16 protein-coding genes are annotated in these 14,156 nt (G+C 62.9%); 3 read left to right on the forward strand and 13 right to left on the reverse strand.

Annotation, left to right across the window (positions count from 1 at the left end; genetic code table 11):
- Positions 1-78: 78 nt before the first annotated feature.
- From M2427_RS05200 to M2427_RS05250, 11 genes are all read right to left on the reverse strand, one after another.
- Positions 79-1,230, reverse strand: a complete 1,152-nt coding sequence (locus M2427_RS05200) for an ABC transporter substrate-binding protein (RefSeq protein ID WP_280705117.1) — start codon at positions 1,228-1,230, stop codon at positions 79-81.
- 92 nt (positions 1,231-1,322) lie between these two features.
- Positions 1,323-1,742, reverse strand: coding sequence for a thioesterase family protein (locus tag M2427_RS05205; protein WP_280705118.1), 420 nt, complete (start codon positions 1,740-1,742; stop codon positions 1,323-1,325).
- Between the two features lie 25 nt (positions 1,743-1,767).
- Entirely contained in the window at positions 1,768-2,529 is a 762-nt protein-coding gene (locus M2427_RS05210; protein WP_280705119.1) for an SDR family NAD(P)-dependent oxidoreductase, read from the reverse strand.
- A 19-nt stretch (positions 2,530-2,548) separates the two neighbouring features.
- Positions 2,549-4,432 (reverse strand): feruloyl-CoA synthase, encoded by a 1,884-nt coding sequence (locus M2427_RS05215; RefSeq protein ID WP_280705120.1) that lies wholly within the window; start codon positions 4,430-4,432, stop codon positions 2,549-2,551.
- Positions 4,429-5,238, reverse strand: coding sequence for a crotonase/enoyl-CoA hydratase family protein (locus M2427_RS05220; protein ID WP_280705121.1), 810 nt, complete (start codon positions 5,236-5,238; stop codon positions 4,429-4,431). The genes M2427_RS05215 and M2427_RS05220 overlap by 4 nt, the downstream gene beginning before the upstream one ends.
- Before the next feature lie 145 nt (positions 5,239-5,383).
- A complete protein-coding gene (locus M2427_RS05225) occupies positions 5,384-5,782 on the reverse strand; it encodes a type II toxin-antitoxin system HicB family antitoxin (RefSeq protein ID WP_280705122.1) in 399 nt (132 codons plus the stop codon).
- A gap of 5 nt (positions 5,783-5,787) precedes the next feature.
- Positions 5,788-5,976, reverse strand: a complete 189-nt coding sequence (locus M2427_RS05230; protein ID WP_280705123.1) for a type II toxin-antitoxin system HicA family toxin — start codon at positions 5,974-5,976, stop codon at positions 5,788-5,790.
- A 43-nt stretch (positions 5,977-6,019) separates the two neighbouring features.
- Positions 6,020-6,481, reverse strand: a complete 462-nt coding sequence (locus M2427_RS05235; RefSeq protein ID WP_280705124.1) for a DUF3237 domain-containing protein — start codon at positions 6,479-6,481, stop codon at positions 6,020-6,022.
- A 12-nt stretch (positions 6,482-6,493) separates the two neighbouring features.
- Positions 6,494-7,813: a TRAP transporter permease gene (locus M2427_RS05240; RefSeq protein WP_280705125.1), complete on the reverse strand. Its 1,320-nt coding sequence runs from the start codon at positions 7,811-7,813 to the stop codon at positions 6,494-6,496.
- Positions 7,814-7,815: 2 nt separating this feature from the next.
- Positions 7,816-8,325: a TRAP transporter small permease gene (locus M2427_RS05245; protein ID WP_148771261.1), complete on the reverse strand. Its 510-nt coding sequence runs from the start codon at positions 8,323-8,325 to the stop codon at positions 7,816-7,818.
- Positions 8,326-8,399: 74 nt separating this feature from the next.
- On the reverse strand, positions 8,400-9,416 hold the full coding sequence (locus tag M2427_RS05250; RefSeq protein WP_280705126.1) for a TRAP transporter substrate-binding protein: 1,017 nt from the start codon (positions 9,414-9,416) through the stop codon (positions 8,400-8,402).
- A gap of 251 nt (positions 9,417-9,667) precedes the next feature.
- Between M2427_RS05250 and pobA the strand changes: the two genes are divergently transcribed.
- Both pobA and M2427_RS05260 read left to right on the forward strand, forming a co-directional pair.
- Positions 9,668-10,837 carry a 4-hydroxybenzoate 3-monooxygenase gene (gene pobA, locus M2427_RS05255; RefSeq protein ID WP_280705127.1) on the forward strand — a complete coding sequence of 390 codons (1,170 nt, stop codon included), beginning with the start codon at positions 9,668-9,670 and terminating at the stop codon, positions 10,835-10,837.
- A 159-nt stretch (positions 10,838-10,996) separates the two neighbouring features.
- Positions 10,997-11,461, forward strand: a complete 465-nt coding sequence (locus M2427_RS05260) for a PaaI family thioesterase (protein ID WP_280705219.1) — start codon at positions 10,997-10,999, stop codon at positions 11,459-11,461.
- Here the strand turns inward: M2427_RS05260 and M2427_RS05265 are convergent.
- The gene (locus M2427_RS05265) at positions 11,418-12,302 is read right to left on the reverse strand and encodes a LysR family transcriptional regulator (RefSeq protein ID WP_280705128.1); all 885 of its coding nucleotides are present in this window, start codon (positions 12,300-12,302) and stop codon (positions 11,418-11,420) included. The genes M2427_RS05260 and M2427_RS05265 overlap by 44 nt on opposite strands.
- Before the next feature lie 123 nt (positions 12,303-12,425).
- Here M2427_RS05265 and M2427_RS05270 point away from each other — a divergent pair, with 123 nt between their 5' ends.
- Entirely contained in the window at positions 12,426-13,055 is a 630-nt protein-coding gene (locus M2427_RS05270; RefSeq protein WP_280705130.1) for a pyridoxamine 5'-phosphate oxidase family protein, read from the forward strand.
- Here the strand turns inward: M2427_RS05270 and M2427_RS05275 are convergent.
- Positions 13,052-14,137 (reverse strand): AbrB family transcriptional regulator, encoded by a 1,086-nt coding sequence (locus M2427_RS05275; protein ID WP_280705131.1) that lies wholly within the window; start codon positions 14,135-14,137, stop codon positions 13,052-13,054. The two genes, M2427_RS05270 and M2427_RS05275, sit on opposite strands and share 4 nt — an antisense overlap.
- Positions 14,138-14,156: the final 19 nt, after the last annotated feature.

Here is a 14,156-nt window from a genome sequence, read left to right on the forward strand (position 1 = left end):
GCAAGCGCACGGGACCCATAAAAAGAAAAGAGCCGGCCATCAGGCCGGCTCTCGTCGTCTCAGCACTCTCGCCGCGCTCTACTTCACCAGCGCGTACTTGCCGTTCTTCACGGTGAGCAGGATGCGCGAGCGCTCGTCGAGGCCGTAGCGGTCCTTTTCGGTGAAGTTGTAGACACCCTGGCTTGCGGCGAGCTCCTTCTCGGACAGCAGGGCCTGGCGGATCGCTTCGCGGAATTCCGGCGTGCCGGGTTTCGCGGTCTTCAGCGCCGTCGGGATGATGCGCTTGAGGATCTCGAAGGCATCGTAGGAGTGGCCGGCGAACTGGCTGCGGCTGTTCGGACCGTATTTGGCTTCATAGGCTGAGTTCAGCGCAAGACCCGGCTTCTTGGTGGCGGCTTCGTCCGGCTGGTCCTCGGGGTCCATGACCGGGCCCGACGCCATCAGCACACCTTCGGCCGCTTTGCCGGCGATGCGGATGAAGTCCATGCTGGCGGCACCATGGGTCTGGTAGATCAGGCCCTGGTAGCCGCGCTCGCGCAGCTCGGTTTGCGGCAGCGCGGCGGCGGTGCCGGACGCGCCGACCAGGATCGCGTCGGGATTGGCTGCGACGAGCTTCAGCACCTGCCCGGTCACGGAGGTGTCGGGACGCGCAAACCGCTCCTCATCCGCGAGAGCGAGGCCCATCGGTACGCCCTGGGCCTTGAAGTCGTTGAACCAGAGGTCGCCATAGGAATCGGAGTAGCCGATATAGCCGACCGTTTTCACGTTATGCGCCTTCATGTGCTCATAGAGCACCTTGCCCATGATCGGAATCGGCTGAGGCATCGCCACCGACCACTTCATGCGTTCCGGCGTGATCGGGAACGGCGCGAGGCCGAAATGCGGAATGCCGGCTTCGTTGGCGACGTTGGAGACCGCGATGGTCGGCGGCGTGAGCGCCGAGCCCATGATGATGTCGGCCTTGGATTCGGTCACAAAGCGGCGGGCGTTGGTGGTCGCAGTGGTCGGATCGCCGCCGTCGTCGAGCACGATCACCTTCAGCGGCACGCCGCCGATCTCCTTTGGCACGAATTCCAGCGCATTGCGCTCGGGGATGCCGAGCGCGGCGCCCGGGCCGGTCGTGGTGGTGGTGATGCCGATGGTGATTTCAGCGGTCTGGGCCAGCGCCGGCAAGGCCGGCAGCGCCAGCGTCGCCGCCGCGATGGCAACGGTCAGGTGAAAGCGTTTCATTAAATTCCTCCCTTGGCGTTTTTCGTTGAAAGCAGAAATCGGGGATGAATTCAGCCCCGTCTTTTGGCGATGCGGCGATTTAGCTCCGGACTCTAATTTCCAGTGAATTTCGCTACCATTTCCGGAGGGAATGGTGCCGATTTCAGTCTGTCGGGGTTGTCAGGATCGCGGCCGACGAGGACGCGGGTCTCAAAACCTTCGATTGCCAGCGCCTCGCCCTTGTAGACGTTGTGCTTCACCTCGAAGCTCGAGCGCTTGATGCTCTCGATCTTCGTCTCGATGGTGATCCAGTCGCCATAGGTCGAGGGAATGTAGAACTTGGACCGCGTGTCGACCATGGGAATGCCTACGAGGCCATATTTGCGGACCAGATCCTGCTTGGAGAACCCGGCGACCTCGAACAGGGTCGACGTCGAATCGTCGAACATCGCGAAATAGCGTGGGTAGTAGACGATGTTGGCGGGGTCGCAGTCACCCCACTGGATCTGGACGTCGCGCCGGTTCACGAACATATGTTGAGCGCCTTGCTCTACAAGGTTACTTGGGCGCCATGCGCAGCGAGCCGTCGAGGCGAACCACTTCGCCGTTCAGATAGGAATTCTCGACCATGTGCAGCGCGAGTGCGGCGAATTCGTCGGCGTGACCGAGGCGGCGCGGGAAGGGGATCGCGGCGGCCAGCGAGTCCTGGGCTTCCTGCGGCAGATTGGCGAGCAGGGGTGTGAGGAACAGGCCGGGCGCAATCGTGAGGACGCGAACGCCGAACTGGGCGAGCTCGCGCGCGATCGGCAGCGTCATGCCGACGATGCCGCCCTTCGAGGCCGAATAGGCGGACTGGCCGATCTGGCCGTCATAGGCGGCAACGGAAGCCGTGTTGATGATGACGCCGCGCTCGCCTGATGCCTGTGGCTCGAGCTTGGACATCTCGGTCGCGGCAAGGCGCAGCATGTTGAAGGTGCCGATCAGGTTCACCTTGATCACCTTGTCGAAATCGGCGAGCGCCATCGGGCCGTCGCGGCCGACGACGCGTTTTGCGACGCCGATGCCGGCGCAGTTGACCAGCACGCGCGCCGGGCCATGGGCCTTCGTCGACTGCGCGATCGCGGCTTCAGCGGAGGCTGCATCCGATACGTCGCAGGTCACCGCCACACCCTTGATCTCTGCGGCTACGGTTTCCGCAAGCTTGGCATTGAGATCGAAAACCGCGACCTTGGCGCCCTGCGCCGCCAGTTTGCGCGCGGTTGCGGCGCCCAGTCCCGATGCGCCGCCGGTGACGATGGCTGCCTGATCCTTCAACAACATGGCGTTCTCCTTAGTTTCTTTAGCCGACCGATATCACACGGTCCGATGGATTGGCAGCGTAGAGCTCGTCGATCAACGCGGTGCGATGCTCCAGCACGGCGCGCTGGTTGATCGAGCCCTTATCGGTGACCTCGCCCTTGTCGATCGACAGCGGCGTATCCATCAGGATCGCGCGCGTGACCCGCGTCGAGGAGCCGGTGGCCTGGCCGAGGAAGCGCGTCAGGCGCTCGCGAAAAGCCTCCCGCACCAGGCGGTCTCGCGCGGTGACGGTGAGATTGTCGGCCGGGAGCGTGGGGTTGACCAGGCGGCAGCCGTCGAGATCGAGGACGACGAGCGCGGAGACCTCGTCACGGTTGATGCCGGCAATGACGACATCGCGCACCAGCGGCGCGCAAGCCGCAGTGAGGCGCGCGCGCAGCGGGCCGACGCTGACCCAGGTACCGCTCGCGAGCTTGAAGTCCTCGCTGACGCGGCCGTCGAAATCGAAGCCGGCGTTGAAATCGTCGGGGTCGGCGGGCTTGAGCGCATCGCCCATCTTGTAAAATCCTTCCTCGTCGAAGGATTTCGCGGTGATGTCGGGCTGGCGCCAGTAGCCGGGCATCACGTTCGGGCCCTTGGCACGAACTTCGAGCTTGCCGTTATTGGGTACGAGCTTCGCGTCGTTGCCCGAGACCGGCAGGCCGACATGACCGGAACGGCTGGTGTGCGGATTGACCGACATGAAGAACGGCGCCGTTTCGGTCGCGCCAAGGCCGGTCAGCATCGGCACGCGATAGCCTTTTTCCTTGATCGCGAGCTCGTCGAGGCTGTTCCAGACGAAGGGCGACAGCGCCGCGCCCGAGAAGAACATCGCATGCAGCCGGTCGAAAAATTTGGCACGCAGGCCCTGGTCGTCGCGCAAGTAAGGCAGCAGCGACTCGTAGCCCTTCGGCACGTTGAAATAGACCGTCGGCGAAATCTCCTGGAGATTGCGCACGGTCTCCTCGATGCCCCCTGGCATCGGCTTGCCGGCATCGAGATACATCGAGCCGCCATTATAGAGCGTCAGCCCGATATTGTGATTGCCGCCGAAAGTGTGGTTCCAGGGCAGCCAGTCGATGATGACGGGCGGCTCGTCCTTCAGGAAGGCGAGCGTCTCGCGCAGCATCACCTGATTGGCGCAGATCATGCGCTGGGTGTTGATGACGGCCTTGGGATTGCCGGTCGAGCCCGAGGTCAGCAGGAATTTTGCGATCGTGTCGGGGCCGATTTTCCCATGCACCGCGTCGAGGTCGTCATGAACAGGCGTTGCCATGAGGTCGGCGAGCAGGGTCACGTCGCGGCCGGGCACGCGGCCATAGGACGCGGCAATCTCGGTGCCGAGTGAGACATTGGCAGCGAGCGCGTCGGCGAATTTGTCGGCGTCCTCGGCGAAGACGAGGCCCGGCGTCAGCAGCTTCATCAGATAGGACAGCTTGCCGTAATCCCTCGACACCAGCGAATAGGCCGGCGACACCGGACAGAACGGAATGCCGGCATAGAACGCGCCAAAGGCCAGTAACGCGTGATCGATCGAATTGCCGGAGAGGATGACGACTGGCCGCTCCGCCGACAGCCCGCGCCGGATCAGCCCGGAGGCGATATGCCGGCTCGCGGTGAGCAGCTCCGCATAGGTGATCTTGCGCCAGCCGCGGCCGCCTTCGCGCTCCGCCATGAACACGCGATCCGGCGTCGCCGCGGCCCAGTGATGCAAGCGGTCCGTGATGCGGACGGGATAGTCGCCGAGCGGCTGCTTCGGCCGCAGATAGATCGTGCCGTCGGCACGGCGTTCGATGTCGACGGCGGGATCGCCGAACGAGATCGGCCGCAGCGGAGAATTGCTCGCGCCGCGCTCTGTGCTGGAAGAGGACGGCTGTGCACTCATGACTTCGGCTTTACCTTGGCTGTCTTGTGCTCGAGGAATTCGCGGATCCTGCGTTTTGCCTCCTTGTCGCTCTGCGCGACTGTGGCCATCAACGATTCCATGAGGAGACCGGTTTGCGGATTGGCCTCTGCGATCATCGGCAGCGCCTGGAGCACGGCGAAATTCGTCAGCGGTGCATTGGACGCGATCTTGGTCGCGAGCTCGAGCGCCTTAGGCAAGCCGTTACCTGCCTCCGTCACATATTGTGCAAATCCGTAGGATGCGCCCTCGGTCGCGCTATAGACGCGCCCGGTCAGCATCATGTCCATCATGCGCGCCACGCCGATCAGGCGCGGCAGTCGCACCGAACCGCCGCCGCCGACGAAAATGCCGCGCTGGCCCTCGGGCAGAGCAAAATAGGTCGAGGGTTCGGCAACGCGGATATGCGCAGCACAGGCCAGCTCCAGCCCGCCGCCGATCACGGCGCCCTTCAGTGCGGCAATGACCGGCACGCGGCTGTACTGGATGCGGTCGAACACCCGGTGCCACATCTGGGAGTGGAGGAGCCCGCCGGTGGCGTCGTGATCCTGCAGCTCCGAAAGGTCGAGACCGCTGGAGAAATGATCGCCAATGCCGTGAATGACGACCGCGCCGATGTCGTCAGGCAGGGACGCAAAGCATTCGCCGATTTCCAGGATGATGCCGTCGTTGAGCGCATTGCGCTTGGCCGGCCGGTTCAGGCCCACGGTCAGAACCCGGTCCACCCTCTCGATCTGAAGCAGCCCGGAGGCGCCCGCGGCAGCGGTTTCGGCGTTTCCCTGTGTCATTTGCGTCCTTGTCAGAATAGTTATGTTGTATAACGAATTCTGGAGGAGTCAATATGGGCATGTCTCGCGACGGAAGAAAGGCTCCGTCGTGACGCGGAAGGCATCGGGGCAATTGGACGGCTACCGCATCATATGCGGATGGGCCTCAAACGGCGTCGGTCATCAATTTCTTTGCAGCCTGCGCAAGCAGGCCTGAGCGCGTATATCCGTGCGCTTCTGCATATTTGTCGATCTGCTCCAGGACGTCGCTAGGCAGAGTGACATTGACGCGTACGATCTTTGGCTGGCCCTCTTTCACCGACACCAGAATGGCCACGCCCGCGCGGTTCTCGGGATTCGACATGATCGCTTCAAGTGATGAAGGCTCCGGGATCGCTTCCCCGTCCTCAGCCATGCCTTCCAGATGAAGTGCCAGCGCTTCCTCGGCCATGTCGCGTGCTTCGTCGAGTGTGGTTCCTGCGGTTACGACTCCTGGCAGATCGGGAAACGACACCCCGAAATCGCTGTTGGCGTCCTTGTGGATCAGACCGATATAATGACGCACCGCACTCACCTCAGCTTCAGGCCGGATTGCCTTTCGATGCTCTTCAACGTCCCGAGCGGGATGTCCCGCTTCGGATGAGGGACGGTCACGCGGCCCATTTTCGTCGGATGCTTGAATTGGATATGGCTGCCTTTTTGAGCCACTTGGACCCAGCCATCCCTTTGGAGAGCCGAGATAATCTCCCGGCTATTCATCGTGTGTATTTATACACATCGATAGTCCCTGTCAATGTGGGCGTTACACCACCTGATGCACGTCGATCACGACCCGGTCTGCGTGCCGCGCGGCCGACCCAACAAAGATGTGCTCCATCAGCCAGCGATACCTCTCGTGTCCGGTCTCGAATTTCGGCACGGTCCGGAAATAGATCAGCTTGGGATCGACAGGCTCGCCGCGCTTGAGCTTCTGCAACAGCTCGACGGGGCCGAAGCGCATACCCTTGTTCTCGACATAGACGATCGCGCCGTCATCGGTCTCGAAGGCGTATTTGGCCTCGAGGTCAATCAGCTCGTTGGGGCGGATGGTCTGGAAGTCGGCGCCGAACGGCAGCACCTTGCCTGATATCCCGCCCTTCACCTCGCCGCCGATGATCGGGATGATGCGGCGGACGCCGATGCCGGTTTCGCCGGCAGTGATGACGTCGCCGATTTTCGCGGTGATGGTGAAGGTGTATTTTGTCTCGAGCACCGGTGTGGTCATCGCTTTACCTCTTTAGTGCGCCATCATCCGCGTCGGCAGCCATGTCGCCAGCAACGGGAAGGCGATCAGGATCACGAGGCGCACCAGGTCGGTTGCCACGAACGGGATCACGCCCTTGAAGATCGTGGAGAAGGAGACGTCCTTCACCACGCTCTTGATGACAAAGACGTTCATGCCGACAGGCGGATGGATCAGGCCGAGTTCGACCGTCATCACGATGATGACGCCGAACCAGATCGGGTCGAAACCCAAATGCGTGATGACAGGAAAGATGATCGGCACGGTCAGGATGATCATCGCCATCGCGTCCATCAGGCAGCCGAGCACCAGATACATCACCATGATCAAGGCCAGCACGCCGTAGGGGCCAAGGCCGAGGCCGGTGAGGAATTCCGTCACCTTCTGCGGCGTCTGCGTCACCGTCAGGAAATAGCCGAAGATCAGCGCGCCGATCAGCACGGTAAAGACAGCGGCCGCGGTGCGCGTCGCCTGGAGCAGCGACGCCAGGATTTTCTCGCGATCGAGCCGGCCGGTGACGACGCCGATGATGAACGCACCGGCGGCGCCGACGCCGCCGGCCTCGGTCGGCGTGAAGCGCGGCAGGAACGGCAGGCCGTAAAGGCCGCCGATCACGAACACGAACAGCAGCACTGGCGCCCAGATGTCTTTCAGGCCGGCAAAGCGCTCGCGCCACGGCAGCACCTTGCCCTTGGGCAGGAAGTCGGGGCGGAAATAGCCGATCAGGAAGATCGTGATCATGTACATGGTCATCGCCAGCAGGCCCGGAATGATGCCGGCGATGAAGAGTTTCCCGATGTCCTGCTCGGTGATGATGCCGTAGACCGCAAGCACGGTCGACGGCGGCAGCATCGCCCCCAGCGTGCCGCCGGCCGCGATCACGCCGGTCGCAAACGACTGCGGATAGCCGAAGCGGCGCATCTCGGGATAGGCGACGGCGGAGAAGGTCGCGGCGGTCGCAACCGACGAGCCGCAGATCGCGGCAAAGCCGCCGCAGGCGCCGACGGTCGCGATGCCAAGCCCGCCGCGCAAATGTCCGACAAAGCCGTTGGCGGCACGGAACAACTCGCGGCTCATGCCGGAATTGCTGACGAAGGAGCCCATCAGCAGGAACATCGGGATGACGCCGAACGTGTAGTCGGTGACCGTGCGCATCGAGGTCTGACCGACCAGCTTCAGCGCCGGCGTTGCGCCGACTAGATAGGAGAAACCGGACACGCCGACGAGGCCCATCGCCATGCCGACGGGCACGCGCAGCAACATCAGCGCGAACAGGGAGATGAAGCCGATGACGGCGACGGCATCTGTGCTCATGATTACTCCGTCGCCTTCAGCTTGGGGTCGTGCATGTCTTCGGGATGGAAGATCAATCTGTAAGTGCGGATCGCGATCAGCAGCACGGCTGAGACGTCGCCGATCCAGGCGATCGCGAAGAACGGCCATGTCGGCATGTGCATGTCGAACGTCTGCACATTGTCCTTGTAGGTGCCGCGCACCTTGTCGAACAGCGTCCAGGTCTGCACGGTGACGACGAACAGCAGCACCAGGGTTGCGAACACGTCGATCCAGCGTTGATAGCGCGGACCGACATTACCCCAGACGAGGTCGACGGTGATGTGGGTGCCGCGATAGGAAGTCGCGGCGATGCCCCAGAAGATGAGGATGCCGAGCAGCATGCGGCCGATGTCGAAGCTATCGGGGATCGAATAGTTCAGCGTGTTGCGCAGCAGCACCGACAGGAAGATGTCGAGCGCCACGATGCCGACGAAGGCGGCCGCGATCCATTCGATCGAATCGATGACGCGGTCCATCCAGGAGCGCTTCATGGGTGGAGGGTCCTCAAGTTTGCAGGAAAACGGCGGCGGAAGGATTTCCGCCGCCGCTTCTGTTTCGGTGAAAACTATTCCGCCAGCGCGTTGTACTTCTTCAGCGACGTCTTCAGATCCGCAAGCGCGGCGTCCGGATCGGCGCCGGACTTCTTGGCGCCGTCACCCCAGGTCTTGACCAGCGGCTCGGCCGCCTTCTTCCAGGCCGCGGTCTGGTCCGGTGTCAGCTTGTAGACCTCGTGACCTTCTTCCGCCTTCACCTTGTCGATGCCGGCATCCTCGAACTTGCCCCAGTGCTCGCCGACCACACCCGCCATTTCGGTCGAGCAGTTCTTGTCGATCGCGGCCTTCTGCTTGTCGGACATCGCATCGTATTTGTCCTTGTTCATCACGAACACGAAGGTCGTGACGTAAAGCGGCGCCTCCATATGGAACTTGGTCACCTTGTCGATGCCGAACAGCACCAGCGAGCCCCAGGGGAAGGTGACGCCGTCGGCGACGCCGCGCTCGATGATGTCGCGCACTTCGGGCGCGGACGACTGCACATTGGTGCCGCCGAGCGAGGTGACGAAGTTCGCCATCGTGGCGTGTGCCGGGCGTATCTTCATGCCCTTCACGTCTTCCGGCATCACGATCTTCTTGCTCTTGGAATGGAAGGAGGAGGGCGAGTGGACGAAGGCGAGGCAGTATTTGACGTCCTTCATCTCCTTCTCGGCATATTTGCGATACCAGGCATCCAGCCCCATCGAGCCGCCTTTGGCATCCGAGATCAGGAACGGCAATTCGCCTGCGCCGATGATCGGGAAGCGGCCGGGCTGGTAGCCGGGATTGACGTAAGTAACGTCGGCGATGCCGTCGCGCGCCATGTCGTAATGGTCGAAGGCCTTGCCGAGCTGCTGGGCCGGAAACACCTTGCCCGTGATGGTGCCGCCGGAATCCTTGTTCACCGCGGCCACCCAGTCTTCCAGGGATTTTTGCAGCGGGTGCGATGCCGGTACCCAGTGCGAGACCTTCAAATCGAAGGTCTTGTCCTGCGCAAACGCAGGCGTCACGCTTGCTGCCAGCAGCAAAGCCAGACAGGCTCTTCTCATCACGCGTCTCTCCCTCGTTGTGACTGCGGGCTTCGACGGCCCGGTCTCATTATTTAACATGTTATATAATTGGCCGGCGTGTTCAAGCCGGAACTGGTACGTCATCTACGTCAGTGATGTTGCATGGATTTGTCGCTGCCCGGCGACCGACCTCCCTTTTTGCCCAACCGTTATATGTTATAATTATCGTGTGCGGATCAGCGCGACAAGCGCGCCGCGACGAAAGCCTACAGGATCGGGAGGAGCAAGTATTGCGGACAAAAGTCGCAATCATCGGGGCCGGGCCGGCCGGATTGTTGCTTGGGCAACTTCTGCACAAATACGGCATCGATAATTTCATTCTCGAGCGGCAGAGCCCGGATTACGTGCTCGGCCGCATTCGCGCCGGCCTGCTGGAGGAAGGAACGGTCGGACTGCTCGATCAGATCGGCGCCGGCGCACGGGCCCATGCCGAAGGGCTGGTCCATGAAGGCATCGAACTCGCCTTTGACGGCCGCCGTCATCGCATCGACATGAAGTCTGCCACCGGCAAGACGGTCATGATCTACGGCCAGACCGAGGTCACGCTCGACCTGATGAATGCGCGCAAGGCTGCCGGTCTCACCACCGTCTATGAAGCCAAGGATGTGCAGCCGCATGATTTCGGCGGCAGTCACCCGCGCGTAACCTGGGTCAAGGACGGTGTCACCCACACGCTCGATTGCGACTTCATCGCCGGCTGCGACGGTTTCCACGGCGTCAGCCGCGCCAGCGTGCCGGCTTCGGCTATCGAGGAGTTCGAGCGGGTCTATCCGTTCGGCTGGCTCGGCATCCTGTCCGAGACTCCGCCGGTGAGCCACGAGCTGATCTATTCCAACCACGCCCGCGGCTTTGCGCTGTGCACGATGCGCTCGATGAAGCGCAGCCGGCATTACGTACAATGTTCGCTCGACGACCATGTCGACCAGTGGCCTGACGACCGTTTCTGGGACGAACTGAAGCGGCGGCTCGATCAGGAGGCCGCCGACACCCTCATCACCGGGCCCTCGATCGAGAAGAGCATTGCGCCGTTGCGCAGCTTCGTCGCCGAGCCGATGCGCTTCGGCAAGCTGTTCCTGTGCGGCGATGCCGCCCACATCGTGCCGCCAACCGGTGCCAAGGGGCTGAATCTTGCTGCGAGCGATGCGCATTATCTGTCGAGCGCGCTTCGTGAATTCTACGACGAGAAATCCAGCGCCGGCATCGATGCCTATTCCGCCAAGGCGCTGGCGCGGGTCTGGAAGGCCGTGCGCTTCTCCTGGTGGATGACCTCGATGCTGCACAAATTCCCTGACAATGGCAGCATCGGCGCGCGTATCCAGGTCGCCGAACTTGATTACGTCACGCAATCGCAGGCGGCGATGACGTCGCTGTCGGAGAACTACGTGGGGCTGCCGTTCTAGGAAGGTGCCGCAGGGCGTAACCCACCCTACGGCTCTGTCGTTGGAGCGCCGCCCGTTTCAAACACCCGCGCAAATTCCGTTTAAAACTTTGTAATTGATGCGTCCGTCATGACCATCGCGTTCAATGGCGACAATCATTGCAGCGGACGTGAGACACTCATGACCAGTGCCGGCATCCCCGAAGGCTTCGAGCCGTTGTCCCGCAAGAGCCCCATGACCGAACCGTGGGAGCCGCTCTACGCGAAGAAAACCGACCGCGCCGTCACTATTGGCCTGTGGCTGGCACGGCCGCACACTAACGGCCGTGGCTTGATCCATGGTGGCCTGATCACCGCGCTCGCCGACAACGCCATGGGCTATAGCTGCGCCCAGGCGACGGGCTGGACCACTTCGTTCGTCACCGTCTCTTTGTCGATCGATTTCGTCGGCTCGGCCGGGATCGGGCAGTGGTGTTCGATCGAGAGCGACGTGATCAAAACCGGCAAGACGATCTGCTTCGCGCAGAGCCTGATCAAGGCCGACGGTGTCGTGATCGCGCGGGCCAGCGGCACGTTCCGCGTGGTGCCCAAGAAGGCTGAGCCTACGCGAACCTCCACTGCGTCGTCTCCACCACGAGATCAATGAACGCGCGCACCTTGGCCGAGAGCAGGCGCGAGGTCGGATAGAGGATGTGGATCGGCAGGGCCGGCTGCTCGTATTTCGCCAGCAGGATCTTCAGCCGCCCGCGCTTCAGGCCTTCGGCGGCCTGATAGGCCAGCACGCGCGTGATGCCGCCGCCGGCCTCGGCATATTGCAGGGCGGCGTCGGCGCTGTTGCTGGTGAAGCGCGGAGACGGCGTCACGTCGACATCGCGTCCGTCCTGCGCGAAGCGCCACGCTGTCGCGGGACCGAACAGGATCGTCTGATGCTCGGCCAGCGCCTCCGGCGTCTTCGGCTCGGCATGGCGCTTCAAATAGCCTGGCGCTGCCACCGTGATCCGTCGCATCTCGCCGACCTGGCGCGCGACCAAGGAAGAGTCGGCGAGATGGCCGATCCGCACCGCGGCATCGACGGCGTCCTCCACGAGGTTGACGAGGTTGTCTGACAACCTGAGTTCGCAGGTGACTTCGGGGTAGCGCTTGAGATAGTCGGTCATGACAGGGCCGACATGCAGCCGGCCGAAGCCGACCGGCGCCGACACCACGAGACGTCCGCTCGGCCGGTTGCGCTCTTCCCGCGCCGAGCCATCGGCCTCGTCAACGTCGGCGAGGATCCGCCGGGCGCGCTCGAGATACCGCGTGCCGACGTCGGTCAGCCTCACCTGCCTTGTGGTCCGTTGTAGCAGCCGCGCGCCGAGATGCTCCTCCAGCGCAGCGATCAGTCGCGTTACCGCCGAAGGTGACAGCCGCAGCTTTCGCGCTGCTGGCGCAAAGCCGCGCAAATCGGCGACGGTGACGAAGACATGCATGGCTTCGAGGCGGTCCATTTCATTATTGCATATATTGCAATGATGAAGTGTCAAGTAGGCTGATTGTTTTAACCTCTGGAAGGTCCATTTTAACCGTCGAAAAGACGCAGCAATGCGCCGGAATTTTCAGGAGATGGTCCGATGACCGCAGTTCACACCTATGCCAGCGACGTCGCCTTCACCCCCGCGGTGAAGGCGATCCAGGCGCGCAAGGGCTCGCGCGAGGCCTATGGCCGCGTCGAGCAGCGCGGCTGGCGCACCGAGGTCGATGAGAACCTCGAAGCCTTCCTCGCAGATGCCAACAGCTTCTATTTTGCCACCGCCTCGGCAGACGGACAGCCTTATATTCAGCACCGCGGTGGCCCGAAGGGCTTTCTGAAGGTGCTGGACAAGCAGACGCTTGCCTTCGCCGACTATGCCGGCAACCAGCAATATTTGACGCAGGGAAACCTGTCGGAGAATGCCAAAGCCTACATCTTCGTGATGGACTACGCCCATCGCCGCCGCGTGAAGATCTGGGGCGAGGCGCGTGTGGTCGAGGACGACGATGCGCTGATGGACGCACTCATGCCGAAGGGCTACCGGGCGCGGCCCGAGCAGGTGATCCTGTTCAAGATCGCCGCCTGGGACACCAACTGCCCGCAGCACATACCGCAGAAGTTCGACGCTCCGGATGTGGCGGCGGCGCTGGCTGCAAGAGATCAGCGGATCGCAGAGCTCGAGGCTCAAGTGGCCACACTGAACGGGCAAGCGGCTCCGGAACAGGGCTAGTCGTCGACGTCGTCCTGCGTGCGACCGAACAGGTGCACGATCCCGGGCGTCGCGATGGTCACGAACACGAAGCGCGAGAGGTGATGGGCGCCGACGAAGATCGGGTCGATGTGGAGCGTGAGCGCCAGCGCCAGCATCGCGTCCATCGCGCCGGGCGCAAAGGCGACGACGACGTCGGAGATTCTCACCTGCGTGCTGAGCGCGACGATGCCGACGAAGATCGCGGAGACGGCGATGGCCACGGCAAAGGAGCCCAGCGCGGCATTGATGTGGCCCGCCAGCGTCTTGATCCGCATCCGGGCAAAGCGGCTGCCGATCAGTGCACCGATGCCAACCAGCGCCACGCCGCGCACCCAGTTCGGCAGGCCGCCTTCGACCCAGCCTGCGCCGTGCATCACGCTGGAGGCGATCATTGCGCCGAACATCCAGCTCGCCGGAAACTTGATCAGCCGCAGCACCAGCGATGCCGCCAGCGAGGCGGCGACGAGTTCCAGAAGGTCGAGCGGCGAGGCAATCGCCGTCGTCAGCGAAGGTGCAACGGAAGGCGCGACGCCTGCGATTGCCAGAACCATCGGCAGCGCCGCGGTGAGGATGATGACGCGCATCGTTTGCACCACGGCGATGCCCGGCAGGTCGGCGCCGCGCTCGACCGCCAAAATCGAGATCTGCGACAATGCGCCGGGACTACCGGCAAGGAAGGCCGAGGTGCGGTCCCAACCATGGACGCGCTGGAGATAATAGCTCGAGCCGAAGGTCGAGCAGAAGGTGGCGAGTGCCAGCAGCCCGATCGTGAGCGGATAGGCGCTGACCTGCTCGATCAAATGGCGCGAAACGACGGAGCCCAGCGAAATACCAAGCAGCACCAGCACGGTCTGGGTCAGGAGTGGCGGGACCGAAAGCTTGCGTCCGGCGATCGCGGCGATCCCGACCGCGATCATCGATCCCGAGATCAACCCGCCCGGCAGGCCCACAGCCAGGAACGCCAGGCCGCCGGCTGCGCCGATGACGAGCGTCTCCGCGGTGCTCAAGACCTTGGCACGGCTCGGCCATTCAAAGGGAAGGGAGGCGGAGATTTGCTTCACGCCACCTTATTGCAAATCG

It is taken from the genome of Bradyrhizobium sp. BR13661 (assembly GCF_029892425.1).
Classification (GTDB): domain Bacteria; phylum Pseudomonadota; class Alphaproteobacteria; order Rhizobiales; family Xanthobacteraceae; genus Bradyrhizobium.

What these genes read in the sequence shown, in the direction of transcription:
- M2427_RS05235 (WP_280705124.1), bottom strand. Translation starts at nt 6,481, where the DNA reads ATGACCACACCGGTGCTCGAGACAAAATACACCTTCACCATCACCGCG.
- M2427_RS05260 (WP_280705219.1), top strand. Translation starts at nt 10,997, where the DNA reads ATGACCAGTGCCGGCATCCCCGAAGGCTTCGAGCCGTTGTCCCGCAAG.
- M2427_RS05215 (WP_280705120.1), bottom strand. Translation starts at nt 4,432, where the DNA reads ATGAGTGCACAGCCGTCCTCTTCCAGCACAGAGCGCGGCGCGAGCAAT.
- M2427_RS05270 (WP_280705130.1), top strand. Translation starts at nt 12,426, where the DNA reads ATGACCGCAGTTCACACCTATGCCAGCGACGTCGCCTTCACCCCCGCG.
- M2427_RS05240 (WP_280705125.1), bottom strand. Translation starts at nt 7,813, where the DNA reads ATGAGCACAGATGCCGTCGCCGTCATCGGCTTCATCTCCCTGTTCGCG.
- M2427_RS05265 (WP_280705128.1), bottom strand. Translation starts at nt 12,302, where the DNA reads ATGGACCGCCTCGAAGCCATGCATGTCTTCGTCACCGTCGCCGATTTG.
- M2427_RS05205 (WP_280705118.1), bottom strand. Translation starts at nt 1,742, where the DNA reads ATGTTCGTGAACCGGCGCGACGTCCAGATCCAGTGGGGTGACTGCGAC.
- M2427_RS05200 (WP_280705117.1), bottom strand. Translation starts at nt 1,230, where the DNA reads ATGAAACGCTTTCACCTGACCGTTGCCATCGCGGCGGCGACGCTGGCG.
- M2427_RS05245 (WP_148771261.1), bottom strand. Translation starts at nt 8,325, where the DNA reads ATGAAGCGCTCCTGGATGGACCGCGTCATCGATTCGATCGAATGGATC.
- M2427_RS05250 (WP_280705126.1), bottom strand. Translation starts at nt 9,416, where the DNA reads ATGAGAAGAGCCTGTCTGGCTTTGCTGCTGGCAGCAAGCGTGACGCCT.
- M2427_RS05210 (WP_280705119.1), bottom strand. Translation starts at nt 2,529, where the DNA reads ATGTTGTTGAAGGATCAGGCAGCCATCGTCACCGGCGGCGCATCGGGA.
- M2427_RS05220 (WP_280705121.1), bottom strand. Translation starts at nt 5,238, where the DNA reads ATGACACAGGGAAACGCCGAAACCGCTGCCGCGGGCGCCTCCGGGCTG.
- M2427_RS05230 (WP_280705123.1), bottom strand. Translation starts at nt 5,976, where the DNA reads ATGAATAGCCGGGAGATTATCTCGGCTCTCCAAAGGGATGGCTGGGTC.